Origin of the sequence: Planococcus ruber, assembly GCF_022819085.1 — a bacterium.
Taxonomy (GTDB): domain Bacteria; phylum Bacillota; class Bacilli; order Bacillales_A; family Planococcaceae; genus Planococcus; species Planococcus ruber.
The window spans coordinates 219111-243856 of record NZ_JALHAG010000004.1 but is presented as its reverse complement, the minus strand read 5'-3'; the positions used below and the strand labels follow the sequence as shown (position 1 = coordinate 243856).

At 49.2% G+C, this 24746-nt stretch carries 25 protein-coding genes and 2 other annotated features (1 of these 27 only partly in view); of the genes, 2 read left to right on the top strand and 23 right to left on the bottom strand.

Going from position 1 to position 24746, the window contains the following annotated elements:
- Nucleotides 1-188 (bottom strand) — a binding site (T-box leader) (it extends 55 nt beyond the left edge of the window).
- Between the two features lie 166 nt (nt 189-354).
- Nucleotides 355-1902: an N-acetylmuramoyl-L-alanine amidase family protein gene (locus MTR82_RS09090; RefSeq protein ID WP_246808780.1), complete on the top strand. Its 1548-nt coding sequence runs from the start codon at nt 355-357 to the stop codon at nt 1900-1902.
- A 206-nt stretch (nt 1903-2108) separates the two neighbouring features.
- Here MTR82_RS09090 and dtd read toward each other — a convergent pair whose 3' ends face one another.
- From dtd to ruvA, 13 genes are all read right to left on the bottom strand, one after another.
- The gene (gene dtd, locus MTR82_RS09085; RefSeq protein WP_052651844.1) at nt 2109-2549 is read right to left on the bottom strand and encodes a D-aminoacyl-tRNA deacylase; all 441 of its coding nucleotides are present in this window, start codon (nt 2547-2549) and stop codon (nt 2109-2111) included.
- A gap of 9 nt (nt 2550-2558) precedes the next feature.
- Nucleotides 2559-4751 (bottom strand): RelA/SpoT family protein, encoded by a 2193-nt coding sequence (locus MTR82_RS09080; RefSeq protein ID WP_052651845.1) that lies wholly within the window; start codon nt 4749-4751, stop codon nt 2559-2561.
- A gap of 102 nt (nt 4752-4853) precedes the next feature.
- Nucleotides 4854-6395, bottom strand: coding sequence for a glycosyl hydrolase family 28-related protein (locus MTR82_RS09075; RefSeq protein WP_246808779.1), 1542 nt, complete (start codon nt 6393-6395; stop codon nt 4854-4856).
- 73 nt (nt 6396-6468) lie between these two features.
- Entirely contained in the window at nt 6469-6981 is a 513-nt protein-coding gene (locus MTR82_RS09070) for an adenine phosphoribosyltransferase (protein WP_246808778.1), read from the bottom strand.
- On the bottom strand, nt 6972-9317 hold the full coding sequence (recJ, locus tag MTR82_RS09065) for a single-stranded-DNA-specific exonuclease RecJ (protein WP_246808777.1): 2346 nt from the start codon (nt 9315-9317) through the stop codon (nt 6972-6974). The genes MTR82_RS09070 and recJ overlap by 10 nt, the downstream gene beginning before the upstream one ends.
- A gap of 84 nt (nt 9318-9401) precedes the next feature.
- The gene (locus MTR82_RS09060; protein ID WP_246808776.1) at nt 9402-9746 is read right to left on the bottom strand and encodes a LapA family protein; all 345 of its coding nucleotides are present in this window, start codon (nt 9744-9746) and stop codon (nt 9402-9404) included.
- An 80-nt stretch (nt 9747-9826) separates the two neighbouring features.
- Nucleotides 9827-12103 (bottom strand): protein translocase subunit SecDF, encoded by a 2277-nt coding sequence (secDF, locus tag MTR82_RS09055; RefSeq protein WP_246808775.1) that lies wholly within the window; start codon nt 12101-12103, stop codon nt 9827-9829.
- 65 nt (nt 12104-12168) lie between these two features.
- Nucleotides 12169-12489: a post-transcriptional regulator gene (locus MTR82_RS09050; RefSeq protein WP_052651850.1), complete on the bottom strand. Its 321-nt coding sequence runs from the start codon at nt 12487-12489 to the stop codon at nt 12169-12171.
- A 139-nt stretch (nt 12490-12628) separates the two neighbouring features.
- Nucleotides 12629-12904, bottom strand: coding sequence for a preprotein translocase subunit YajC (gene yajC / locus MTR82_RS09045; protein ID WP_052651851.1), 276 nt, complete (start codon nt 12902-12904; stop codon nt 12629-12631).
- A 34-nt stretch (nt 12905-12938) separates the two neighbouring features.
- Nucleotides 12939-14081 (bottom strand): tRNA guanosine(34) transglycosylase Tgt, encoded by a 1143-nt coding sequence (gene tgt, locus MTR82_RS09040; RefSeq protein ID WP_052651852.1) that lies wholly within the window; start codon nt 14079-14081, stop codon nt 12939-12941.
- Entirely contained in the window at nt 14078-15130 is a 1053-nt protein-coding gene (gene queA / locus MTR82_RS09035; RefSeq protein WP_246808774.1) for a tRNA preQ1(34) S-adenosylmethionine ribosyltransferase-isomerase QueA, read from the bottom strand. The genes tgt and queA overlap by 4 nt, the downstream gene beginning before the upstream one ends.
- A gap of 25 nt (nt 15131-15155) precedes the next feature.
- Nucleotides 15156-16154: a Holliday junction branch migration DNA helicase RuvB gene (gene ruvB / locus MTR82_RS09030; RefSeq protein WP_052651854.1), complete on the bottom strand. Its 999-nt coding sequence runs from the start codon at nt 16152-16154 to the stop codon at nt 15156-15158.
- Nucleotides 16155-16173: 19 nt separating this feature from the next.
- A complete protein-coding gene (gene ruvA / locus MTR82_RS09025) occupies nt 16174-16770 on the bottom strand; it encodes a Holliday junction branch migration protein RuvA (protein ID WP_052651855.1) in 597 nt (198 codons plus the stop codon).
- Between the two features lie 126 nt (nt 16771-16896).
- On the opposite strand from ruvA, the gene MTR82_RS09020 reads away from it, so the two are divergent.
- The gene (locus MTR82_RS09020) at nt 16897-17430 is read left to right on the top strand and encodes a transcription repressor NadR (RefSeq protein WP_246808773.1); all 534 of its coding nucleotides are present in this window, start codon (nt 16897-16899) and stop codon (nt 17428-17430) included.
- 217 nt (nt 17431-17647) lie between these two features.
- Here MTR82_RS09020 and pheA read toward each other — a convergent pair whose 3' ends face one another.
- The 10 genes from pheA to minC all read right to left on the bottom strand — a co-directional run bounded on the left by pheA (nt 17648) and on the right by minC (nt 24743).
- A complete protein-coding gene (pheA, locus tag MTR82_RS09015; RefSeq protein ID WP_246808772.1) occupies nt 17648-18517 on the bottom strand; it encodes a prephenate dehydratase in 870 nt (289 codons plus the stop codon).
- A gap of 15 nt (nt 18518-18532) precedes the next feature.
- On the bottom strand, nt 18533-18985 hold the full coding sequence (locus tag MTR82_RS09010) for an ACT domain-containing protein (RefSeq protein WP_052651858.1): 453 nt from the start codon (nt 18983-18985) through the stop codon (nt 18533-18535).
- Nucleotides 18986-19066: 81 nt separating this feature from the next.
- Nucleotides 19067-20356 (bottom strand): GTPase ObgE, encoded by a 1290-nt coding sequence (gene obgE / locus MTR82_RS09005; protein ID WP_052651859.1) that lies wholly within the window; start codon nt 20354-20356, stop codon nt 19067-19069.
- A 1-nt stretch (nt 20357) separates the two neighbouring features.
- Nucleotides 20358-20870, bottom strand: coding sequence for a Spo0B domain-containing protein (locus tag MTR82_RS09000; protein ID WP_246808771.1), 513 nt, complete (start codon nt 20868-20870; stop codon nt 20358-20360).
- A 146-nt stretch (nt 20871-21016) separates the two neighbouring features.
- On the bottom strand, nt 21017-21307 hold the full coding sequence (rpmA, locus tag MTR82_RS08995) for a 50S ribosomal protein L27 (protein ID WP_008431505.1): 291 nt from the start codon (nt 21305-21307) through the stop codon (nt 21017-21019).
- 13 nt (nt 21308-21320) lie between these two features.
- A complete protein-coding gene (locus MTR82_RS08990) occupies nt 21321-21650 on the bottom strand; it encodes a ribosomal-processing cysteine protease Prp (protein WP_246808770.1) in 330 nt (109 codons plus the stop codon).
- A gap of 3 nt (nt 21651-21653) precedes the next feature.
- On the bottom strand, nt 21654-21962 hold the full coding sequence (gene rplU / locus MTR82_RS08985) for a 50S ribosomal protein L21 (protein WP_052651862.1): 309 nt from the start codon (nt 21960-21962) through the stop codon (nt 21654-21656).
- A 14-nt stretch (nt 21963-21976) separates the two neighbouring features.
- Nucleotides 21977-22060: a sequence feature (ribosomal protein L21 leader region), on the bottom strand.
- Between the two features lie 181 nt (nt 22061-22241).
- Nucleotides 22242-23180 carry an NERD domain-containing protein gene (locus tag MTR82_RS08980; RefSeq protein WP_246808769.1) on the bottom strand — a complete coding sequence of 313 codons (939 nt, stop codon included), beginning with the start codon at nt 23178-23180 and terminating at the stop codon, nt 22242-22244.
- Nucleotides 23181-23275: 95 nt separating this feature from the next.
- The gene (minD, locus tag MTR82_RS08975; RefSeq protein ID WP_052651864.1) at nt 23276-24076 is read right to left on the bottom strand and encodes a septum site-determining protein MinD; all 801 of its coding nucleotides are present in this window, start codon (nt 24074-24076) and stop codon (nt 23276-23278) included.
- A 1-nt stretch (nt 24077) separates the two neighbouring features.
- Nucleotides 24078-24743: a septum site-determining protein MinC gene (minC, locus tag MTR82_RS08970; protein ID WP_052651865.1), complete on the bottom strand. Its 666-nt coding sequence runs from the start codon at nt 24741-24743 to the stop codon at nt 24078-24080.
- Nucleotides 24744-24746: the final 3 nt, after the last annotated feature.

The following is a 24746-nucleotide window of genomic DNA, read 5'->3' as shown; positions in this document are numbered from 1 at the left end:
AAAAAACTGTCCATCCTCTCATTCCGGATAACGGCCGGTTCCGTCCATTCCTAATAAGCCATAAGCCTTTCAGAAAGGAGCCTCTTAAGTGTTTTTCATCACAGATCCCTGCAGGAAAGTTTACAGCCCAGGACTTTCCCTCTCTTTTCAGCCAATCATGCAATTACTTTCTTCGTCATCGGCAAATCTAAATATATGAGTATAATGATTAATCTTAAGGACTCCCCGAATCCTTGTCAACCTTTTTTGACAAACGCCGGATTTTTTACAATAATACAAAGTAGACGAAGGAAAATTCCATGCCGATTTTCTTTTCCTCGCGTCCCAATTAAATAAGTTCCAAGGAGGTGCTACATGAACCGCAAATGGCCGATTGTTTTGATCTTATTTATTTTATTGGCCTCTGGCAGCCTGCCTGCCGCAAATGTTCCGGCAGCTTATGCCGCTGGCACGGAGATGAAAATCTCTGCATCTACCGTCAACATCCGAAGCGGTCCGGGCTTATCGTATAGCGTCACCGGTTCCCTGTCAAAAGGCGAAACCGTTAACGTCGTTTCGCAATCGGATGAGTGGTACGAAGTAAACATCGACGGCGAAACCGGATGGATCGCTTCTTGGCTGACCACTTCAGCGAAAAGTGACTCCGGCAGCAGCGCATCTGGCGAGACAGCCGTTTCAACTGTAGACCGGCTGAATGTCCGCGCACAGCCAGATCTTTCGTCTTCTGTCCTGACGCAAATGAATGCCGGCGAACAAGCGACCATCATCCAGCAAGCCGGTGACTGGGTCGAAATCGATTTCCATAATACTCGCGGTTTTGTTGCCAAACAATACATAAGCGTTTCTGAAAGCTCGGTCAGCAGCCCCTCGCCTGAAGCAGCTGCCGTCTCTTCTTTTGAGATTGCGGTAGACGCATTGAATGTCCGCACGAAACCGGATTTGAATTCCGATGTGAAGGATTTGGTCCGGAAAGGCAAAGTCTTCCCGATTAAATCGATGGAAGGCAATTGGGTGGAAATCGAACTGAGTGCTGGAGAAAGCGGCTGGGTTTATGCTTTTCACGGCCATTTATCCGACAAGAGCGCAAGCACCGTTTCGGGCACCGACACCGAAGTGGTCACCGTCTTGACGGATGGCACCAATCTCCGGTCCAAGCCTTCGACTTCTTCTGAAGTTGTCAGCCGCACAAATGCCGGAGAGCGTCTGTCGGTCATCGGGCAAGACGGCGACTGGTACCAAGTTTCCTTGCCGGGCGGCCAAGATGCCTTTATCGCAACCTGGGTCGTGACAACCGGCGAAAACGAAACGGTCCAGCAAGAAAAGAAAGAAAAACCTGACCGAAAAGCCGGCACACTAGAAGGCTTGACGATTGTCATCGATCCCGGGCATGGCGGGAATGACGGCGGTACGGTCGGAGCACGCGACACCGAAGAAAAAGACCTTACGTTGAAAACGGCTGAAACGTTGACGCACCATCTCCGTTCTGCCGGAGCAGAAGTGGTGCTGACCCGCCAGTCCGATGTGTATGTCGACTTGCGGAAGCGCGTTTCCACCGGCCATCAAGTGGCAGCGGACGCTTTTATTTCGCTCCACTACGACGCAACGAATGACAGCAGCGTCTCTGGATTTACGACTTATTATTTGCATGATTACCAGGAACCGCTGGCTGAATACATCAACGCGGGGCTTGGCAAGAAAGTCGAATTGCGCGACCGCGGCGTCCAGCCCGGAAATTATTTAGTGCTGCGCGAAAACCGCCAGCCTGCTGTTCTCGTAGAACTTGGCTTCCTGAGCAATTTCAATGACGAACGCATCGTTTCAACCAGCAAATTCCGTGACCAGGCCGCACTCGGTTTGTATAACGGCATTATCCATTATTTTGATGCGCAATTAGAAAAGTAAAAAAACAATGCGGAGAATTTTCTTCCGCATTGTTTTTTTGTGCATTTTGCAAATAAAGTCCGCTATTGCGCAAACAACGAACGGGTTGCTGCAAATAAAATCACTTATTGTGCAAATAAACTCGATGATTCCGCAAACAACTCAACTTTTTCCGCAAATAAAACCAAAAAACCGGCTCAAAAGGTCTCCCCTTCAAGCCGGTTTTATTATTTCGATTCCACTACGATCGTGACAGGGCCGTCGTTGACAAGCTCCACATCCATCATTGCACCGAAAATGCCGGTTTCCACTTTCAACCCGTTGTTTCGGAGTGCGTCGTTGAATGCTTCCCAGATCGGTTCAGCCGTTTCGGGGCGCGCAGCTTGGATAAAGCTCGGGCGGCGCCCTTTTTTCACGTCGCCGTAAAGGGTGAACTGGGAAATCGACAGGATGTCTCCGCCGTTTTCCAAAATCGACCGGTTCATCTTGCCGTCTTCGTCTTCAAACAACCGCAATTGGGCAATCTTCCCTGCGACGTAGTCGACATCTTTTTGTGTATCTTCATGCGTAACCCCGACAAGCAGGACGTAGCCCGATTCGATCGAACCCGTCACTTCCCCGTCAACGGTTACGGATGCTTCTTTTGAACGCTGCAAAACAACTCTCATAGTTCCTCCTTAGTTCGTGACGCGGCGAACGGAATAGACATCCGGAATCTGTTTGATGCGTTCCACTACCCGGTTCAGATGCGTAATATGCGGAATCAGGATCGTCATGTTGATCGTCGCGATTTTATTCGAATCGGCTCGGCCGCTGACGGCAGCGATGGTCGTTTTCGCTTCGCTGACCATCTGCATCACTTCGTTGATGAGGCCGGTGCGGTCATAAGCTTCCACTTCGATATCGATTTGGTAGTCTTTCTTTTCCGGAAGCCCCGAATTGTCCCATTCAACCGGGATCAAGCGGTCCATCTGGTCTGCATGGATGTTCGGACAATCGGCGCGGTGCACGGAAACGCCGCGGCCTTTCGTAATAAACCCGATGATGCTGTCGCCCGGCACCGGGTTGCAGCATTTGGACAAGCGGATCATCATGTTGTCGATGCCGCGGACAATGACGCCCGATTCCGTCTGTTTGCGCGGCGCATTGGATTTCATTTCCACGGTCAATTTCTCGATCGCTTCTTCCTGCTCGCGTTTTTTGCGCTGGCGTTCAGCCAGCCGGTTGACGACTTGCTGCGCCGTCATGCCGTTAAAGCCGACCGCTGCAAACATATCGTCTTCCCCGGCAAAATTGAACTTTTCGCAAACCCGTTTGATGTTTTCGTTCGTCAACACATCTTTTGGAATAAAATCCTGCGCTTTGATTTCTTTTTCAACGAGTTCTTTCCCTTTTTGGACATTGTCCACACGCAATTGCTTTTTGAAGAATTGCTTGATCTTGTTTTTCGTCTGCGTCGACTTGGCGATTTTCAGCCAATCTCGGCTTGGGCCGAATGATTGCTTCGATGTGAGAATTTCCACAATGTCGCCTGTCTTCAATTCGGTATCGAGCGGGACCATTTTGCCGTTCACTTTGGCGCCGATGGTTTTATTGCCGATTTCCGAATGGACACGGTAGGCAAAATCGATTGGCACCGATCCAGCCGGCATTTCGATGACGTCGCCTTTTGGTGAGAACACGTAAACCATGTCCGAGAACAAGTCGAATTTCAAGGATTCCATGAACTCTTCCGCGTTGTCCGCTTCGTTCTGGAAATCCAGGATTTCACGGAACCATGTCAAACGCGAATCGACCGTATTCTTCGGCATATCGACTTTTTTGCCTTCTTTATACGCCCAGTGGGCAGCGACCCCGTATTCGGCGATGCGGTGCATTTCTTCCGTCCGGATCTGCACTTCCAATGGATCGCCCTGCGGCCCGATGACCGTCGTATGGAGCGATTGGTAAAGGTTCTGCTTCGGCATCGCAATATAATCCTTGAAGCGGCCCGGCATCGGCTTCCACGTAGAATGGATGATGCCGAGTACGGCGTAGCAATCCTTGATGCTTTCAACCGTTACCCGGACAGCGAGCAGGTCATAGATTTCATTGAACTGCTTGTTTTGAATCGCCATTTTGCGGTAAATGCTGTAAATATGTTTTGGACGCCCAAAAAGATCCGCCTTTATCTCAACTTCGTTGAGCTGCTTGCGAATTTCATCCATGACATTATTCAAGTATTCTTCGCGTTCGGTGCGCTTCTTTTTCATCAGGTTGACGATGCGGTAATACTGCTGCGGATTTAAGTAGCGAAGGGCTGTGTCTTCTAATTCCCATTTAATGGTATTGATACCGAGACGGTGTGCAATCGGCGCGAAAATCTCCAACGTTTCATTCGCTTTCATGCGCTGTTTCTCGACGGACTGGTATTTCAACGTCCGCAGATTGTGCAGGCGGTCCGCCAGTTTGATCAAAATGACGCGGATGTCCTGAGCCATTGCGACAAACATTTTGCGGTGATTTTCTGCTTGCTGCTCTTCTTTGGACATGTATTTAATCTTGCTAAGCTTCGTCACGCCGTCCACCAGCATGGCGACTTCTTCATCGAAATCACGGACAATGTCTTCACGGCTGACAGTCGTGTCTTCGACGACATCGTGCAAAAAGCCTGCAGCAACAGTCGCTGGGTCCATTTGCAGTTCTGCGAGTATCCCAGCCACTTGCACCGGATGGACGATATACGGTTCGCCGGATTTGCGGAGTTGTCCTTCATGGGCTTTCAGCGCTACTTCATATGCCCGTTTAATCGTTTCTACATGATCGGCATTCATATAAGACGCAACCATCTCAAATACGTCTTCAGGTGTCCTTACTAAATCTTTCGCCATAATTGCCCACCTTGCTTTTAATTTTTCGAAAAGTATATCTTTCTATTATAAAAAATAACAGGTGTAAAAGTAAAGCCTTGTGGCAATTATCCTTTAATTGTTTCACAAATCTGCCTTAATTTGTTCAACTATGGCTGTCGAATTTCCTTTTCCGACATAGACGGATTTTTTGGCGGAAGAAAGGCACTGGATATTTGCCGCTTTCACATGGAGCGCGGGCTGCTTCCCGCCGGCAATTGAAATGTCTGCTGACGCTGTGCGGAATCCGGAAAATGTTCCATTCGTTAAGGAAACGTTCGCCGCTTTGTATTGGATGGCGGCTGCCGGTTGATTAGCATAGTCATAGTGCGGATCTCCGATAAAGCGGAAGCGGTTGATGGCAACGTTGCGGAATCCCGAAACGACCAATGCCCGCGGAGAAGATCCGGCGTACATGTCCGCAAACACCGGCGCGACGGATACAAGATATTGCGCTGCGATATTATAAGCGCTGAGTGAATCCGGATCTTCCGCTTTATGGTGGCCGATATGGCGGAAATTGAACGACCGGTTGTCATGGACAGATAAATGGCCGGAAATAAAAACACCGGTCGCAGCTGACGAAGTGGCGTGGGCTTTAATTTCCAAACCGCCGAAACAGCGTGCTGTCGAGTTGTTCGACAGCCAGACAAACCGTGAGCCGTCATCAATTTCGATGCCGTTCGAATTGGAAAAGCCTTTTTGATGGGAACGGCCGCTCGGGTCGCAGAAATGCGAATTGGAAATGAAAATATAATCGCTGTGATGGGTGGTGATGCCATCGTCGCCAAATCCAAAGCCGCTTGCCCGGTCGAGCCAGATGTAACGGCTTCCGCCTCTTGCCCGGACCCCGTCGCCGCCATAATTATAGGTCGGAGACGAAATGTCAAAGCAGTGCAGGCCAGGATTATACGCCGCGACATTTTTCACCCAGCCATAAGTCAAATGCGCATAGGTCAGGCAGCTGGAATGGTTGAGGCCGGCGCTCGTGTTTTTAACATCTCCGAGGCGCTCCACATTCCAATCGAGGCTTAAGTTTTCAACGGAAATATGATGATTGCCTTTTACGTAGTTTCGATTTGTGACGAGCCGCTGCTTTTTCGGCGCTTCATCGTGGAGACGGATCACCGTTGCCCCTTTGCCCGCTCCGCGCAGCCTAGTCCAGGACGGCAACTCGATTTTTCGCACAATGAAAATGCCGGAAGGGACAAAGACGTCCACCTGCCCGCTTCCAATCGCATTTCGGAAGGCTTCCGTTGAGTCGGTCACTCCGTCCCCGACTGCCCCGAAAGATTCCACATTTACGATTCGCTGAAACGAACGTTCCAGATTCGCATATTCCCGGTCGAGCCCGCTTTTCCATTCGGGTACGGCTTCGCCTCCAGCGACTGCAATTGAATAATGATATGGATCCACCGTTGAATGTTTTTTGCCGGTCAACGCCCACAAACGTTCCATCCACGATTTACGGTAATTACTGTGGACGGGAAGCGGCTTTGAATGTTTAACGGAATGAAAAAGTTCAAGCGTTTCTCTTGTCGTTTCTGCCAACGGCTTTGGATCGTTCAAAATCGCCGCAATCAATTCTTTATTTTTTCCTGGATCGTGGTATTTGCTTAGTTCCATTTCCATCACCTCTCCTTTCCATACCCCGGCATGTATAAAAAAATCCCCCTGCCAAAAGGCAGAGAGAAATCAGTTAATATTGAAGCAACGTCATAACGTCGTAGCCGTCTAGGTTTTTGCGTCCATCCAAATACGTCAATTCAATCAAGAATGCACAGCCGACAACAACGCCGCCAAGCTGTTCAACCAAGTTGATCGTAGCGCCGATCGTACCGCCAGTCGCCAAAAGATCATCCGTGATCAATACTTTTTGGCCAGGTTTGATGGCATCTTTGTGCATCGTCAAAATATCTTTGCCGTACTCAAGGCCATATTCAGCGCGAATCACTTCACGCGGCAATTTTCCTTCTTTGCGGACTGGTGCAAAGCCGATGCCAAGCGCATAAGCTACTGGGCAGCCGATGATGAATCCGCGGGCTTCAGGGCCGACGATGATGTCCGCATCGACCTTTTTAGCGTATTCCACCATTTGGTCTGTCGCGTATTTATACGCTTCGCCATTATCCATGATCGTTGTGATGTCTTTGAAGCTGATGCCCGGTTTCGGCCAATCTTCAACAATTGTTACGTACTGCTTTAAATCCATATCTGTTCTTCCTCCTTGGCTGATACTTTCGCATCAAACCACTCTTTTAAGTCTTTATAAGATGCATACAATAGCTTCTGCTCCAACGCAATCTGCTGCTCCCGCTTCTTGTAGATCGGCGCCTCCGACAAATCACGTTTCCCTGGAGATTCAGCAAGCTCTGTAAGTCCATTGTTAAGTGTAACAAAACCGAGTTCAAAAAACACCTGCAGCATGAAAAATATTGATTCCCGGCTCCAGCCTTTATGCTTCGCCAATTCATCGCCGTGCTTTCTGAAATCGAATGATCCGCGCTTTTTAAGAAACGCAAACAGCCATTTGAATTGCTCGCGCGTAGGGATCTGCTCAAAATACTGCGATTCCTTCGCATAGAAATGGGCATAGATCCGCTGCGGTTTAAAAATCGACAATATTGTGGCTAACTGCTCTTCCGTCTCTGGCATGTCAAGCAGCACCAAATGGCGTTTCGACCCCTCCAGTTCGTTCAACGTTTCCGGACTGTAGATCGGCTCATCGATGAGCTTCCGGAAAACTGCTGCGGTCTCCGGCTTGAAAGCAAGAAAAACTTGCCCTTTGTCAGGAATCAGCTTTGACCAGCGCGATACCTGGCGGATTCCACGGATATCAAATAACTGCCACTGGTCAGTCCGTACATCTTCCACCATCAATTGCGGTTTCTTGCGGCCGTTCCACTCATTGATCTGCAAGTCGCCAATCACATCGATTTTCACATCCGGCGTCAATTCGTCGCCAATCGAGCCGATGCCAAAGCCGACCGCATCCAGCGTTCCGGAATCTTGCGCGAGCTCCATCTTCAGGTGATTCTGGGCTGCGCCGATTTTCCGGATCGACGACACCTTTACGCCTTCCAAGAAAAACTTCGGCTTCGCAAAGCCCATACCGAAAGGCGCAAGTGTGCGCATCGATTCGATCGTCTCTATATCGATTTCATCCAGACGAACCGGAATGTCAATTTCCACCACCGGAATCAAATCTTCCTCTGTCAAACTGTTTTTTGCTTGAAGGTTCAACCTTTCCCGCAGTTCATCCACATGCGCCATTTGAAGCGTCATTCCCGCTGCCATCGGGTGTCCTCCAAAATGCGGCAAAATGTCCCGGTTAGCAGCAAGCTCGTTATATAAATGGAAGCCTTCGATGCTGCGGGCCGAACCTTTTGCTTTTCCGGTTTCCGGACTCAGCGACAAGACAATCGACGGACGATAATATTTTTCCGTCAGTTTGGATGCAACAATCCCGACCACTCCCGGGTTCCATCCTTCCTGGGCCACAACGATGACATGCGGCGGCTCATCCGGATAATGCTGATCCACTTGGGCTACAGCTTCATCAGTAATTTTCTTTACGATCGCCTGGCGTTCTTTATTCAGCACATCCAGGCCGCCTGCCAAGTTCCGCGCTTCGCCCGGGTCATCCGTCATAAAGAGTTTTACTGCCGGGTCGGCATCCTGCAAGCGTCCAATGGCGTTGATGCGGGGGCCGAACATAAAGCCAATCGTCTCTTCCGTAATTTCACGCTGTTTGACGCCGGAAACTTCCGCCAACGCTTCGATCGCAGGACGCGGCGAATTTTGAAGCGCCGATAATCCTTCTTTTACGAATAGCCGGTTCTCGTCGTGCAGCGGCACTAAGTCCGCGATGGTGCCGATTGCAACAAGCTCAAACAAATGATCTGGCACATCTTCATATAAAGCCTGGGCAATTTTAAAAGCCACCCCGACTCCTGCCAGCTCGCCAAAAGGGTAATGCCCTGCCGGATGGCGCGGATGGACGATAGCGAGTGCATTCGGCATCGTGTCTCCGATGTCGTGGTGGTCGCTGATGATGACTTCCATGCCTAACTCATTGGCGAACGCTACTTCTTCGATGCCTGAAATGCCATTGTCGACTGTGACGATCAATTTGACGCCTTCATCAAATGCTTGCTGGAACAATTCTTTATTCGGCCCATAGCCATGCTTGAAGCGATTAGGAATCTTGAATATTGCGTCCGCTCCTAAATCTTCTAAAACCGTCATCATGACTGTCGTGCTGGTCACTCCATCGGCATCGTAATCGCCGTATACCATGATTTTCTCCTGTGATTCGATGGCTTGGCGTATCCGCTCGACAGCGATATCCATATCTTTCATCAAATAAGGATTATGTATGCCGCTTGGGTCCAAGTCCATAAATCTTTTGGCCATTTCCGCGCTCGTCAGGCCGCGCGTCACTAAGATTTTCGCCAAGACGGACGAAATCGATAATTCTTTTTGAATTTCTTCTACTATCTGTTCATCAGGCGCGGTCAAGCGCCATCTTTTTTTCGATTCAATCATTCTCATTCACTTCCTTACCCGTCCATTATACAGAAATTTTCTCCAGACAAAAACCTTTCGGCTGTTCCGCCGAAAGGTTTTCGTTTAAAGCTGTGCTTTTTCATCGGTGATCACCATTGCTTCCGGCTCAACGCCGGCTTTCTGGTATTCCGCGATTTCATTTTGCTGCGTCGCGATCAACGATTCTTTCACTGCTATTTCTTTTTGCAGCGACTTCACTTTTCGCTGCAGCGTGAATGTCCGGATGATACCGACCACTCCGCTCAGCAGGAAACCAAGGAGCGCGGAAGCTAAAATGACGAGGATCAGCGGCCATTCCGCTTCCCCAAATACATAATTGACGGGCACCGGGTCTACGTTTACAGTCGCAAAAATGGCGATAATAACAGCAAATAAGAGTCCCAGCAAAACGAGCCATTGATATTTCATATGGGTTTGCCCCTTTCGGATAAATAAAAAAATGGAACAAGGTCATATTATCTATACCCTGTTCCATTTCGTTTATAAACTTATACGACAGGCTCGTCAGAACCCCATTTGCTTTTCTCTTCCAATTTCTCGATGTCGATTGGACCTTTTTTATTCAATTCACGTTTTTTCAACACTAGCCATAATTGAGCTGCGATGAAAATTGAAGAATACGTACCGGCAATTAACCCGATCAATAGCGCGATCGAGAAGTTGGTAATCGATGGCGCTCCGAAAACGAGCAGCGCTATAACGACGAAGATAACCGTCAATACTGTGTTGACCGAACGTCCAAGCGTCTGGCGAAGCGATTTGTTGACGATGTCTTCCAATTGATGGAACGATTCGATTTTCTTCATGCGTTTCATATTCTCGCGGATACGGTCGAATGTGACGATCGTATCGTTGATCGAATAACCGACGATGGTCAGGACTGCCGCGATGAAAGTAATGTCTACTTCCAGTCGAAGCAAGCTGAACACAGCAATGATAAAGAACGCATCGTGCAGCAAAGCGACGATGGATGCGACACCCATGCGCCATTCAAATCGGAATGCCACGTAGATAATGATACCGATTGCGGCATAAGCCAATGCCTTCACAGCATTTTTAGCCAGTTCGATTCCGACTGTCGGCGACACGGTGGAAACGTTCGGCTCAACGCCATATTCTTCCATCGCTGCGGCTTTCAGATCATTGATCTGTTCTTGGCTAAAATCATCTGTATACCGGGCAACCCCAATATTGTCATTGTCGCCGGAAATAACCACACCTTCTGTTTCATATCCAGCTTCATCCAAGAAGCTTTCAACTTGCTCTTTCGTCAGCGCTGAATCCGCTGTGATTTCTACACGCGTACCGCTTGAGAAATCGATTCCCAGATTCAGGCGGAATACGCCGATGACGACCATCCCTGCCACGATCAAAGCAATCGATGCAATAAAGAATTTATTGCGGTTTCGTGCAAAATCAAAACGGTCAAAACGAGTGGACAAGTCCAGGATTTCCAGGTTTTCTTCCGGTTTATGGACTAGCGATTTACGCAGACCGAATAATCCGTATTTGCCGTCCAGCACCCCGCTGTGAACCCATAAGCCAAGAAGCAAACGAGAGCCCCAAACAGCGGTCAGGAAGCTGACCAAAATCGAGATGATCAAGAGCGTCGCGAATCCTTTAACGGAGCTCGTTCCGAAAATGAAGAGAACGATCGCGGCGATCAAAGTTGTAACGTTTGCATCCAAAATTGCCGAGAACGAACTTGCCGCCCCAGCCTTGAAGGAATCTTTGACCGATTGGCCAATACGCATTTCTTCACGGATCCGCTCATAAGTGATGATATTGGCATCGACTGCCATCCCGACTCCGAGCATAATTGCTGCGATCCCCGGAAGCGTCAAGACCCCGCCAATCAATTCGAATACCAAAAGAATCAGGTAGACGTAAACCGATAAGGTGATGACTGCGATAAGACCTGGCAGACGGTAATAAACCAGCATGAACAGCAATACAAGCGCTATGCCGACTGCTGCTGCAAAAACGGTCTGATCCAATGCTTCTGCACCGAATTGAGCTCCGACTGAAGTCGAATAAATTTCAGTCAAGCTGACAGGAAGGGCTCCTGCATTCAAAATACCGGCTAAGTTTTGTGTTTCTTCAACTGTAAACGCTCCGGAAATTTCTACAGAAGGCGAGTTGATGCGCTGGGAAACGCGCGGAGCTGATACGAATTTCGGATCAGGCTTCGCCACTTCAGCGGCATAGGAATCTACACCTTCTTCAAAATCCAGCCAGATGACTAAAACGTTGCTTGGCGGCGGCAATTGGGAAATTTCGCTGGTGATTTCAGCGAATTTTCCTGGATCGTTCAATTCCAATGTAACGACCGGCTGGCCATTTTCATCGAAGTTAGCGGCTGCTCCGCCTTGCTTCAAATCATTTCCGGCAAGCATGACTTCATCTTCTGCATTGCGGAAAGTCAAGTTCGCTTCAGTGGATAAAAGCTCCCGGGCCGTCGCCTGGTCTTCTACTCCCGCAAGCTGGACCCGGATGCGGTTATCGCCTTCAATTTGGATGACCGGCTCGCTGACGCCGAGGACGTTAATCCGGCTAAGCAATGCATCCGTTGTGTCTGCCAAAACGCTTTGGGTAATCTCTTGTCCATCTTCAAGCGCTTCGACTTCATAGAGAACCTCAAATCCGCCTTGAAGGTCCAACCCTAATTTAATGTCTTTTGCAATGGGTAAACTCGTGGTGCCAATCATTCCTATCAGTACAATGACCAGTAAGAAAAAGGCTATGATACGACCTCTTGCTTTCATATGTAACTTTCCTCCTCAGTGTGAAAAACACAGCACTATCATTATGAAACAGGTGCTGAATGGTGTCAAATAGAAGTTGGCTTTTTGTTTGACGGCCGGAGCAGCTGTTCCAGATCGTCCTGTCCGCTTTCCGTGAACCAATTTCCGCCTTTCAACCCTTCTACCTGGTGATAGGCAACGAATTCCGATGCTGTCATTTCCATGATGTCGTTGACCATTTCATAGAGATGCATCGTTTCGACGTCTTTTTTTCGCCACTTTTTCTTAACACAATATTGCCACAATTCTTCTGGCGTGAAAGTATCGTACTGGAAATAATGAAATTCCGAACATTTGCTTTCGAGCGCAGGCAAAACCATTTCGTATTGTTCGGTAAATTTTAACATATTAATTCTCCCTTCAGCCGTTCTTTTCCATTGTATACGAATGAAAGAAAGTTTAGAACTATCTTTTTCTTGTATTTGGAATCTCAACAGTTTCTTTTAGTCAAAAAAAATCGCCTTCGAGTCGAAGGCGAAATTTTTATCAGATCGTCGATTTTGCAGACTCTACCACGCGAGCGATCGCTTGGCGTTCGAATTGCATGCGTGTTCCATCAGCTACAGTGATGTAGACAGTTGAATCGTCAACCGCATCGACTAGGCCATGCAGGCCGCCGATCGTGACAATACGGTCTCCACGGCGCAATTCCGACTGCATGTTCGCTGTTGCTTTCTGGCGTTTTTGAGCAGGACGGATGATGAAAAACCACATTAACAAGAACATCAATAGTAATGGTGATAAGGCTATTAAAGTATCCATTTTTCAATTTCCCCCTTTCACTTTCTATCTGTGTTTAGAAATTCTTAGCGTTTGGCTTATTGAAACCGTAAGCTTCAAAAAATTCTTCGCGGAAATCTCCCAGGCGGTCCTCACGAATCGCTTGGCGCACCTGTTCCATTAAGTTTAACAGAAAATGAAGATTATGATAACTAGTAAGTCGGATTCCAAACGTTTCATCTGTCCGGATTAAATGATGAACGTATGCGCGCGTGTAATTTGTGCATGTGTAGCAATCGCATTTCTCGTCGATCGGACCGAAATCGCGTTTGAACGCAGCATTTTTCACATTCAACCGGCCGGTGCTCGTCATCAATGTGCCGTTCCGTGCAATGCGGGTCGGCAAGACGCAGTCGAACATATCCACGCCGCGGATTGCGCCGTCAATCAACGAATCCGGCGAGCCGACACCCATCAAATAACGCGGCTTGTTTTCCGGCAAGAGCGGCGTCGTGAACTCAAGCGCGCGGTTCATCACGTCTTTCGGTTCCCCTACAGACAATCCGCCGATTGCGTATCCTGGGAAATCAAGCGATACCAAGTCGCGGGCGCTTTGTTTGCGCAAGTCTTCGTATTCGCCGCCTTGGACGATTCCGAACAAGCCTTGGTCGTTTTTGCGGGCATGCGCTTCCAAGCAGCGCTCTGCCCAGCGGGACGTCCGCTCCACACTCGACTTCATATAGTCATGAGATGCCGGATACGGCGGGCATTCGTCAAACGCCATCATGATATCAGATCCGAGGTCGTTTTGGATTTCCATCGCTTTTTCCGGGCTCAAGAACAGTTTATCGCCGTTCATATGGTTGCGGAAATGAACGCCTTCTTCTTTGATGTTGCGGAATTCACTTAATGAGAAGACCTGGAAACCGCCGGAATCCGTCAAAATCGGACGATCCCAGTTCATGAATTTATGCAGGCCGCCTGCCTCGCGGATGACGTCGTTGCCTGGGCGCAGCCAAAGGTGATACGTATTGCTCAAGATGATTCCGGCGTTCATCGCTTTCAATTCTTCCGGCGACATCGTTTTAACCGTCGCTTGCGTCCCTACCGGCATAAAGGCCGGCGTTTCAAATGAACCGTGCGGCGTGTGGACAATCCCTAAACGGGCGCCGGTCTGTTTGCATGTTTTAATATGTTCATACCATACTGCTTGCGTCATTGATGAGTCTCCTTTTTCTGTGGTTCAATGAACATCGCATCTCCGAAAGAGAAAAAGCGGTAGCGCTCATTGACTGCTTCATTGTAAGCATTTAAAATGTTGTCGCGGTTCGATAAGGCGCTGACGAGCATGACCAAAGTCGATTTCGGCAAATGGAAATTCGTGATCAAGCCGTCGATCGCTTTAAACTCAAAGCCCGGGAAAATAAAGATATCGGTCCAGCCGCTGTCTTCTTTCAATTCGCCGCCGAATTTGCTGGCGACGGTTTCCAGTGTCCGTGTAGAAGTGGTGCCGACTGAAATCACCCGGTTGCCGCGTTTTTTCGTATCGTTGATCAAATCAGCCGTTTCCTGATTGATGCGGTAAAATTCTGCGTGCATCGTATGGTCTTCAATGGAATCGACCGATACCGGCCGGAACGTGCCCAAGCCGACATGCAGCGTGATAAAGGCAATGTTCACACCTTTAGTCCGGATTCCATCAAGAAGTTCGTCGGTAAAATGAAGGCCGGCTGTCGGAGCAGCAGCGCTTCCCCGTTCTTTCGCGAAGACGGTCTGGTAGCGTTCCTGGTCTTCAAGCTTTTCACGGATATATGGCGGCAAAGGCATTTCGCCCAATTGCTCCAAAATCTCATAGAAAATGCCGTCATAGATCATTTTGAAATGGCGTCCGCCGTGGTCGAGGATGCCGGTGCATTCTGCTTTCAACAGCCCGTCTCCGAACGAAATCACCGTGCCGATTTTTACTTTCTTCGCAGGCTTTACGAGTGTTTCCCACACATCGTCTTCAATCTGCTTCAGCAGCAATAATTCGATATGGGCGCCCGTCTCTTCTTTCACACCCATTAAACGGGCAGGCAGAACGCGCGTGTCATTTAATACTAACGTATCGCCCGCTTCCAAATGTTCCGTGATGTCGCGGAAATGGCGGTGCGTGATCGCGCCTGTTTCTTTGTCCATCACGAGCAGCCGGCTCGAGGTCCGGTCAAGCAAAGGCGTTTGGGCAATCAATTCTTCTGGCAAGTGGAAATCAAAATCATTAACATTCATCTCTAAAAACTTCCTTCATTTGGAGTCATTCAGGCATTTCCATATTGAAATGCTCATATGCTGTATGAGTGACCACGCGGCCTCTCGGGGTCCGTTGGATAAAGCCGATTTGCAGCAGGTAAGGTTCATAGACGTCTTCAATCGTCGTCGATTCTTCCCCGATGCTTGCCGCAATCGTATCCAGTCCAACCGGGCCGCCACGGAAGCGCGTGATCATGCCCATCATCAATTTATGGTCGATATGGTCGAGGCCAAGCGGATCGACTTGCAGCATCTCAAGCGCTTGCGACGCCATTTCTTCTGTAATCGTTCCGTTGCCGCGCACTTGTGCAAAATCGCGGACGCGTTTCAACAGGCGGTTCGCAATACGCGGTGTTCCTCGCGAGCGGCGGGCAATTTCGACCGCTGCATTCGGATCGATTTCCGCTTCAAACAATTGCGAACTCCGGATCACAATATCCGTAAGGGATTCCGTGTCGTAATAATCAAGGCGTGCATGCACTCCGAAACGGTCGCGAAGCGGTGCAGATAAAGCACCCGCCCGCGTCGTCGCACCGATCAGCGTAAATGGCGGCAAATCAAGCCGCACGGACCGGGCAGTCGGCCCTTTCCCTACTACGATATCGAGGCAAAAATCCTCCATCGCCGGATACAGCACTTCTTCAATCGAACGGTTCAGGCGGTGGATTTCGTCAATAAACAGGACGTCGCCGGGTTCTAAAGACGACACTATGGCCGCTAAATCCCCGGGGCGTTCAATCGCCGGGCCGCTCGTCATTTTGACATTGACCGCCATTTCGTTGGCGATGACTGCAGCAAGCGTGGTTTTACCGAGTCCGGGAGGCCCGTATAACAATACATGGTCCAGACTTTCTTCGCGCATCTTTGCCGCTTCGATAAAAATCTCCAGGCTATGCTTTACTTTTTGCTGGCCGATATACTGCGATAAATACTGCGGCCGCAAGGACTGTTCAAAGCGTTCATCAAATTCGGAAATTTCGCCGCCAATTACGCGATCTTCCATGCCGTTCGCCTCCTTTTCATCAGTTTTGTTTCAATAACAATTGCAATGCTTTTTTCATGTAGCCTTCTGTATCGAGATCCAGGTCTTTCAGCTTCGGCTTCACTTTCGCAATTTCGCGTTCCGAATAGCCGAGCGCACCAAGTGCGAGCATCGCTTCTTCAAGTTCGATATCGTCATTCGAAAGCAAGCCTTGGAAGTCGTCCGATTCAAGCGGCTCTCCGAAAAATTCCGCGAGCTTTCCTTTCAAGTCCAGAATCATCTGACGGGCCGTCTTTTTGCCGACGCCCGGGAATTTCACCAAATAGGATTCATCTTCACGTTCGATCGCTTCGATGACGTGCTGCGGCTGCCCGCTTGCGAGAATCGCGAGCGCTCCTTTAGGCCCGATGCCGGACACGGAAATCAGTTTACGGAATAATTCCCGCTGTTCCAAAGTCGGAAAGCCGAATAATAATTGCGCATCTTCACGGACATGATGGTGCAGGAAAACCTGCAGTTCTTCCGATCCGAACGAATACGGATTCGGCGCAAAAATCTGCCAGCCGATGCCTTGCTGTTCCACTACTAAATATTCGGGCGTTACGCGCGTAACCGTCCCTTTTATGTAATCGTACATTCTTTTCGCCCCTTCAATTTAACCTATTGATTATAGCATATCTGTTCCCCTTTTACGAAACAAACCCGTTCTGAAAACGTCCGTGGTAAAATAGAAGAAATCATTCAAAAATGCTGGAGGATTCCTATGAAAAAACTTTACGGCGAACAGCGGCGCCAAATCCTGCTGGAAAAATTAAAAACGGCTGAAGAGCCGTTGACCGGCGGCGAGCTTGCCGCTTTTGCAAACGTCTCCCGCCAAGTCATCGTCGGAGACATGACGCTGTTGAAAGCGAAAAATGAACCGATCATTGCGACCAGCCAAGGCTATCTTTATATGAATAGCCAGGCCAATCAAGAAATCAGCCGCACCATCGCCTGCCATCACCAGGCGGAAGATACGGAACGCGAACTCAAAGTTCTCGTCGCGACCGGCGTAACGGTGAAAGACGTATCCGTTGAACATCCGGTCTACGGCGAACTCACCGCCGGCATCCACGTCTCAAACAGCGAAGAAGTCGACGCGTTCATGCAGCGAGTGCGTGAAACAGGTGCGAGTTATTTGCTGGAACTGACCGGCGGCACGCATCTCCACACGATCACCGCACCAAATGTCGCGATGCTTGAACAAGCAATTGCTGCCATGCGCGAGAATGGCTTTTTGCTGGAGGAAAATGAATAAAAGCTTTCTCGAAATCCTGGAACCGATCGCCGGTTTCAGGATTTTTTCGTTTATTTGCAGAATCTGCTCCGTTGTTTGCGGGATACACGGGTTTATTTGCGCGATTAGGAGCATTGCTTGCGGAATAAACAATATTATTTGCGCAATCCCCTCCTTTATTTGCAGAATCCGCTTTTCGGCAGAAAAAATCCCGCAGCGCCGTCGCCGCGGGATCTTGTCATTCACTCTTATACGTAAAATACGAACCCAGGCTCTTCACTTCGCAGCCAAGCGCCGTAAGCTCCTCGAATGCCCCTCGCATCATCGGCGCCTGTTCGTCTTCCAAAACATCGGCGATGAAGAAATAATTGCCGAGGCCGGTTTTCAGCGGGCGCGACTCGATTTTGCTCAAGTTGAGCTGGCGCCAGGCAAAAACGGAAAGTACTTGGTGGAGCACGCCGGAGCGGTCATCTTTGGGCGGCGATATCATCAGCGTCGTTTTCACTTGGCCTTCATGGCTCGGATCTTCCAAGCGGTGATTCGTTTTCGACAACACAAAAAACCGGGTATGGTTGAAATGGAAGTCATGGATATCGCGCTGCAGAATCGTCAAGCCGTATTTCTCGGCGGAAAATTCGTTGCCGATTGCCGCAATATTGCGTTCCGGCAGCTCGCTGACCATTTTCGCTGCAGCGGCCGTCGAACTGTATTGCTCAAGCGGCGTGTTTTTATATGTATAGTAAAGAAATTTATGGCATTGTGCCAGTGCGTGTGGGTGCGAATAGATCGCTTCCAGTGACTCCGCGCCTGCATTGTCCGGATGGACCAATAAATGCTGGCTGATCGGCGAAAGCACTTCCGCTACCACGTACAGCTGCGCTTCATGGAATAAATAATCGACCGTCAGCGGAACCGATCCTTCCAATGCATTTTCCAGCGGCACGACAGCGTACTCGACGCTGCCTTCTGCCACTGCTTCTATGCATTCAGGAATGGATGTGAATGGAACCAAGGTGCTGCCCGGAAATACACGTGAAGCTGCCAAATGCGTAAAAGACGCTTCCGGCCCTAAAAAAGAAATTCGGTTTTTCAAACTTGTTTCAGCCATCCAACCACTCCTCTATTAAGATAAACCACTTGAAACCACATCAGCCGACTCGACAAAATCGAGTTTTTTCAGCTGCTGCAGGAACGTTTCCAACTCCAAATCCATCGCCGTAACATCCAAAGACAGCGTGACGTTTGCACGCCCTTGGATCGGAATGGTCTGATGGATGGTCAAAATATTGCACCGGGCTTCCGCAACCGCCTGCAAGAGCGTCGCAAGCGTTCCGGAACGGTCCTCAAGCTGCAGGAACACCGTCAGGATCCGCTCTTTGACGATTGAGTGGAACGGGAATACAGCATCCCGGTATTTATAGAACGCGGAACGCGAAAGGCCGGTTTGATTGACTGCATCCAATATGGACATGTGTTCGCGCTGCAACAGTCTTTTCACTTCAAGCGTCTTTTGCATCGCTTCCGTCAAAACGTCTTCGCGCACCAAGTAATACCGTTGTTCTGATATATCCTTCATCCATTTACCCTCCATCTAAAGAGAAACTGAACCCAGCCGGCGCCAATGGCCAGCTGAGCTCGATCCGGGCTGATCGATTGATCAATCCATAAATTCAAATTCAAATTCCATCAAACGGACCGTGTCGCCGTTTTCAGCGCCGCGCTCACGAAGTGCATCATCAATGCCCATGCCGCGCATCTGGCGGGCAAAACGGCGGATTGAATCTTCACGCGAGAAGTCGGTCATCTTGAACAGGCGCTCGATCGCATAGCCTGAAAGCACAAACGAACCATCCGGATCGCGCGTAATTTCAAAGCCGTCGCCTTGTGCTTCATGTTTGTAAAGAACTGCGTTGTCCGACTCTTCATCCACTTCTTCGATCATCGGGAATTCCGGCGTGACTTCGAGCAGATCCGTCACGGCGAATAAAAGATTCGACAAGCCTTGGCGGGAAAGCGCAGAAATCGGGAAAATCTGTGCATCTTCCGGCAATTTCTCGCGGAATTTCTTCAAGTTCTCTTCCGAATCCGGCATATCCATCTTGTTCGCTACAATCACTTGCGGGCGTTCCGTCAGACGCATATTGTACTGCTTCAATTCTTCATTGATGGTCACGTAATCCTCATACGGATCGCGCCCTTCCATCCCCGACATATCGATGACGTGAATGATAACCCGTGTCCGCTCGATATGGCGAAGGAATTGATGCCCAAGGCCAACGCCTTCATGTGCGCCTTCAATCAGTCCCGGCAAATCGGCCATGACGAAACTGCGGTGGTCATCCGTTTCAACCATTCCAAGGTTCGGCACGATCGTCGTAAAATGGTATTCAGCGATTTTCGGTTTCGCAGCCGAAACGACTGACAATAGGGTTGATTTCCCGACGCTCGGGAATCCGACTAACCCGGCATCCGCCAATACTTTCAGTTCCAGGATCACATTGCGCTCAAATCCCGGTTCTCCTTTTTCCGATAATTCCGGAGCCGGGTTCTGCGGCGTGGCAAAGCGGGAATTCCCGCGTCCGCCGCGTCCGCCGCGAGCGATGACAGCCGTCTGCCCGTGCTCTACGAGGTCGGCGATGGTTTCACCGGTGTCCGCGTCTTTTACAACCGTGCCCGGCGGAACTTTGATGATTAAATCCGATGCTTTCGCGCCGTGCTTATTCGCACTCATGCCGTGCGTCCCACGGTCTGCTTTGAAAATCCGTTTGTAGCGGAAATCCATCAACGTGCGCAAGCCTTCTTCGACCATAAAGACGACATCTGCGCCTTTACCGCCGTCGCCGCCAGCAGGCCCTCCGTTCGGCACATATTTTTCGCGGCGGAATGCGACCATTCCATCTCCGCCGTCTCCACCTTTAACATAAACTTTTACGTGATCGACAAACATATTATCCCTCCATCTGTGCGCGTATGGCGATGTTCAAGCCATCCGGTCCGCACGCTTTCACTATCTCAAACTCCGTTTCCGGAACCGCTATTTCTGTCCATTCACCAGTCAACCGAATCTCTGCAATAAAATAAGAATCTTCGTTCAAAAACGTAAGGAAGCATTCGTATTCCTCGTACGGGTCCGTATCTCCCAGAGCCGCCTCGATCAACGCTTCGATCGTTTCCGCATACAGTCCATCCAAATGGACTGGTGCCTTTACCGCCTGGCAGCTGAGATGAAAACGGAATTCCGGGTAGCGCCATTGCGAAAGCAGCAGCCATTCTTCCAGCTTTTCCATTTTCAAACCCGAGAGCCGGCTCATCTGCACAGCCGCTTCGCCATGCGTGCGAATAATCGCCTGGACCTCATCCAAGCGCCCAAGATCCAAATTCATTTTGATCAATTGCAATTCATTTAAGAAATCATGGCGCGCATGCCGAAGCGATTGTGCCACTGTCATTGGTGTTTTCATAAGTCACGTCCCGTTCGTCTTCTTTTTTCAGTATACCAATTTTACCGCTGGATTTTCCAGGAAAAGAAGAGATGAGAGAGATTTTAAAACGCCGCCATAGTTTTTCAAAATAAAAAGGGCTGCATGCGCAGCCCTTTCGTTTTGTATTAAGCTTCTTGTGCTACTGGGTACACGCTCACTTTTTTCTTATCGCGTCCGTAACGTTCAAAACGTACGACTCCGTCGATTTTAGCAAAAAGCGTATCGTCTCCACCGCGTCCAACGTTTTCACCTGGATAAATTTTAGTACCGCGTTGACGGTATAAAATTGAACCACCAGTTACTTCTTGGCCGTCTGCACGTTTAGCGCCAAGGCGTTTAGATTCTGAGTCACGTCCGTTTCTCGTAGAACCTACACCTTTTTTAGATGCGAAAAACTGAAGATCTAATCTTAACATTCTGTCCCACCTCCTAAGCTGTGAAGGTTATTTTAATATATTCTTCATAGTCTTGTTCAATCGTTTTTAATGAAACAATCATGCTGCGAACAAGCAATTGCACCTGTCCATCCGTTTTCTCATCGAGTCCATCCGGGAAATCGACTTTTAAATAGCCGCTTTCAGATTGCGTGATGCCAGGTTCGATTCCGGTAAGTTCCATGATGGCGTTCACTGCTCCGAAAGAAACAGCGGATGCTCCGGCACATACCAAATCCCGCCCGTGTTCCGCAAAGTCCGCATGCCCCGACATTTCGAAAGAAGAAATGCGGCCTGATGCTTCTTTAATTTTGACGTTAATCATGTCTTACAGGTTGATCGCGTCGACAGTCAATTTTGTGTATGGCTGACGATGACCTTGTTTTTTACGGTAGTTCTTTTTCGATTTGTATTTGAAAACAGTAATCTTTTTAGCGCGGCCGTTTTTAACAACAGTTGCCGATACAGTAGCTCCTTCAACAAAAGGAACACCCACTTTAGAATCGTCTCCACCTACAAATAGAACTTTATCAAATGTGATCACGTCACCAGCTTCACCGTTCAATTTCTCAACGTAGATTTCTTGGCCCGCTTCAACTTTGATTTGTTTACCACCAGTTTCAATAATTGCGTACATATCCTTGCACCTCCTCTTAGACTAAGACTCGCCTATTCAGGTGACCGGCATTGCTGCTGGCTCTTCGAATAACCTGATTCGAGCGGTTGTAGCACAGGTGCGCTACAAACATAACAGTAGAATAATACCACGTATGCGCATGCCGCGTCAACGGTTTTATTCAATAGCGAGCAGGCTTTCGGTGTTGAGGTGCGAACTTTGGGCTCTGGGGTGCGGAAATTCCAGTTTGAGGTGCGGAGAAATCGCTGGGAGGTGCGAAACAATCGCAGCGAGGTGCGTTCAGCGCCAAATCGATCCAAAATACGCCTCCAACAATTCCCGCCTCGGCACAATCCACCGTCTGCCGCGTTCATTTCCCTGCAGGGCAGACTTCTCCAATAACCGGTAAAGCAAATGTTTGTCTTCTACACCAAGCAACCGGTAAGCAAAACTTGTAGGCAATTCCGCTCCGAATAAAACCGCATATTCCTGAAGCGTTACTTCATGTGCATCATGGAAAAAACCGTCGCAGCCACCGCAATGCCATTTTCGATTTTTTCTGCACAAAGCCGAATTCCTGCATCGCGGACACGTCACACCAAGTCGCAAGGAATCGATACGAAGCCCGTAGCGCTCCAACAAATTTTGATCGAAACTCCTCTTAGGCAAAGCGCGCACTTTCGCTGATAACTTTTGTTCATCAAACAGCTTTTTCCCGCTGACTAAACTTTCCAAATAAAACGGCAAATAGTCGAGAGACACTGCCGGATAGTTCTTCGGCCCCTCTACTACTCGCCCTGAACGGCTTGCCAGCACAATCACTCCGGCGACTGGAATGCCTAAAAACCGTTCTGTCGCTTTGACTGCACGATGCAGTTGTGACTCCGGGCTTTTCATTCCTTCCGTCCGCCCATCCACCAATCGATGAAACTGAAGATTTTCCGAATCAAAATAGAAATCGCCTTTCATATTCTTCACTTCAAGGACGCAAACCAATTTTTGATTTACAACAAGCAGATCCAGCTGGGCGTAACCACTTCCATTAGGAATCGATAAATCCGTCAAAATGATGGTTTCTCCTGGAAGGATTAATTCTCTTTTCAACAAGGATAGGGTTCGTTGTTCTCCTCCTGCTCCAGCCAACGAACTTTTTAGTTCGCTGCTTATCGAATTCCAGGCAGGATGGCTTTTTGACACTCTTTCCACCAATACCATTTGCGCCAACAATCGTTCGTTCATTTAGCACCTCCCAAATAAAAAACCCCCGGACCCAAATCATCCCTGCTCGTTTGTGAGCAGAAACAATTCGGATGCGGGGGCATCGTTATATTTCGTTATTTAGAAAAAATCGCTTTAATTTTCGAGAACACGCCGCCGCTCTTCTGATCCATCGTCATGAGCGGTACAGATTCACCTAAAATGCGGCGGGCGATATTGCGGTAGCCCATCGCTGCGCGGTTGTTCGGGTCCATTACGACAGGTTCGCCGCGGTTTGAACTTGAAATGACCGTTTCATCGTCAGCAACGATTCCAAGCAAATCGATCGACAAGTGCGTCGTGATTTCGTTGACATCGAGCGCTTCGCCCGCTTTCATCAAGTGCTGGCGAATGCGGTTGATGATCAACTTCGGCGGCTCGATGTTTTCTTCGAGCTCAAGCAAACCGATGATGCGGTCAGCATCGCGGACAGCTGAAATTTCAGGTGTCGTGACGACGATCGCTTTATCGGCGCCCGCCACGGCATTTTTATAGCCTTGTTCGATGCCGGCCGGGCAATCGATAATGACGAAATCGTATTCATCTTTCAGCTTCGTCACCAATTCTTTCATTTGCTCCGGATTGATCGCGTTCTTATCCGTTGTTTGAGCAGCTGGCAATAAATACAGCATGTCATCAAAACGCTTGTCCTTGACAAGCGCCTGGTGGACTTTGCAGCGGCCATCGAGAACGTCGACCAAATCGTAGATGATCCGGTTTTCGAGTCCTAATATTACGTCTAAATTCCGCAAACCGATATCGGTATCGATTAAGCATACTTTTTTGCCTTGAAGAGCCAATGCAGTGCCGAGATTGGCGGTCGTCGTCGTTTTACCGACGCCTCCCTTACCTGACGTTATGACTATTGCTTCTCCCACATTAGCTTCCTCCTTTAAACGTTGAAATTTGCGGCCGTATAAAGCGCAATTCCTGCAAGCGGTCGATGATGATATGGCCATTCGTATGTAAATAAGCACATTCCATTTCCGGCTGCTCGGAAAGCACCGTGAGTTCATCGGTCATCGTTTCAAGCGCGTCATCGATTTTCAGATGCGTCGCTTCCAGCCATGAAGCTGCAATGACCGCTTCACGGTTGCCATTTGCTCCGGCATGAGCGATCCCTTTTAAGCGGCCGAGCACATATATATTGCCTCCGGCGACCACTTTCGCGTTCGGATTGACGTCCCCGACCACGACCAAATCGCCTTCCGCTTTGACCACCTGGCCCGAACGCACAATGCCGACATACGTTTCGGATTGGCGTTCCATGATCCGGCGGTTGCTTTCTTCGACGGTAATGACATCGCTTCTCACGCTCGACACCCGCAGATGCGAATTGCTTTGCGTGATCGCAATGATTTCTTTCGTCTGCGCTTCCGTGCAGTACCGGTTCCCCAGATGAATCTGCACTTCCGCACTGCCATCAAGCGCAGGATCCGACACCTTTGCCTGCAGCTCCGTCAGCAGATCGGTGTAAGAACACTGGTCATCGAGCTGCAGAACGAGCCCTTGTTTCGTCCCTTTGATATAGACAAGATTCCTCAAAAA

Coding starts and splice junctions, on each gene's coding strand:
- MTR82_RS09090 (WP_246808780.1), top strand. CDS start 355: ATGAACCGCAAATGGCCGATTGTTTTGATCTTATTTATTTTATTGGCC.
- dtd (WP_052651844.1), bottom strand. CDS start 2,549: ATGAGAGTTGTTTTGCAGCGTTCAAAAGAAGCATCCGTAACCGTTGAC.
- MTR82_RS09080 (WP_052651845.1), bottom strand. CDS start 4,751: ATGGCGAAAGATTTAGTAAGGACACCTGAAGACGTATTTGAGATGGTT.
- MTR82_RS09075 (WP_246808779.1), bottom strand. CDS start 6,395: ATGGAACTAAGCAAATACCACGATCCAGGAAAAAATAAAGAATTGATT.
- MTR82_RS09070 (WP_246808778.1), bottom strand. CDS start 6,981: ATGGATTTAAAGCAGTACGTAACAATTGTTGAAGATTGGCCGAAACCG.
- recJ (WP_246808777.1), bottom strand. CDS start 9,317: ATGATTGAATCGAAAAAAAGATGGCGCTTGACCGCGCCTGATGAACAG.
- MTR82_RS09060 (WP_246808776.1), bottom strand. CDS start 9,746: ATGAAATATCAATGGCTCGTTTTGCTGGGACTCTTATTTGCTGTTATT.
- secDF (WP_246808775.1), bottom strand. CDS start 12,103: ATGAAAGCAAGAGGTCGTATCATAGCCTTTTTCTTACTGGTCATTGTA.
- MTR82_RS09050 (WP_052651850.1), bottom strand. CDS start 12,489: ATGTTAAAATTTACCGAACAATACGAAATGGTTTTGCCTGCGCTCGAA.
- yajC (WP_052651851.1), bottom strand. CDS start 12,904: ATGGATACTTTAATAGCCTTATCACCATTACTATTGATGTTCTTGTTA.
- tgt (WP_052651852.1), bottom strand. CDS start 14,081: ATGACGCAAGCAGTATGGTATGAACATATTAAAACATGCAAACAGACC.
- queA (WP_246808774.1), bottom strand. CDS start 15,130: ATGAATGTTAATGATTTTGATTTCCACTTGCCAGAAGAATTGATTGCC.
- ruvB (WP_052651854.1), bottom strand. CDS start 16,154: ATGGAAGATCGCGTAATTGGCGGCGAAATTTCCGAATTTGATGAACGC.
- ruvA (WP_052651855.1), bottom strand. CDS start 16,770: ATGTACGATTACATAAAAGGGACGGTTACGCGCGTAACGCCCGAATAT.
- MTR82_RS09020 (WP_246808773.1), top strand. CDS start 16,897: ATGAAAAAACTTTACGGCGAACAGCGGCGCCAAATCCTGCTGGAAAAA.
- pheA (WP_246808772.1), bottom strand. CDS start 18,517: ATGGCTGAAACAAGTTTGAAAAACCGAATTTCTTTTTTAGGGCCGGAA.
- MTR82_RS09010 (WP_052651858.1), bottom strand. CDS start 18,985: ATGAAGGATATATCAGAACAACGGTATTACTTGGTGCGCGAAGACGTT.
- obgE (WP_052651859.1), bottom strand. CDS start 20,356: ATGTTTGTCGATCACGTAAAAGTTTATGTTAAAGGTGGAGACGGCGGA.
- MTR82_RS09000 (WP_246808771.1), bottom strand. CDS start 20,870: ATGAAAACACCAATGACAGTGGCACAATCGCTTCGGCATGCGCGCCAT.
- rpmA (WP_008431505.1), bottom strand. CDS start 21,307: ATGTTAAGATTAGATCTTCAGTTTTTCGCATCTAAAAAAGGTGTAGGT.
- MTR82_RS08990 (WP_246808770.1), bottom strand. CDS start 21,650: ATGATTAACGTCAAAATTAAAGAAGCATCAGGCCGCATTTCTTCTTTC.
- rplU (WP_052651862.1), bottom strand. CDS start 21,962: ATGTACGCAATTATTGAAACTGGTGGTAAACAAATCAAAGTTGAAGCG.
- MTR82_RS08980 (WP_246808769.1), bottom strand. CDS start 23,180: ATGAACGAACGATTGTTGGCGCAAATGGTATTGGTGGAAAGAGTGTCA.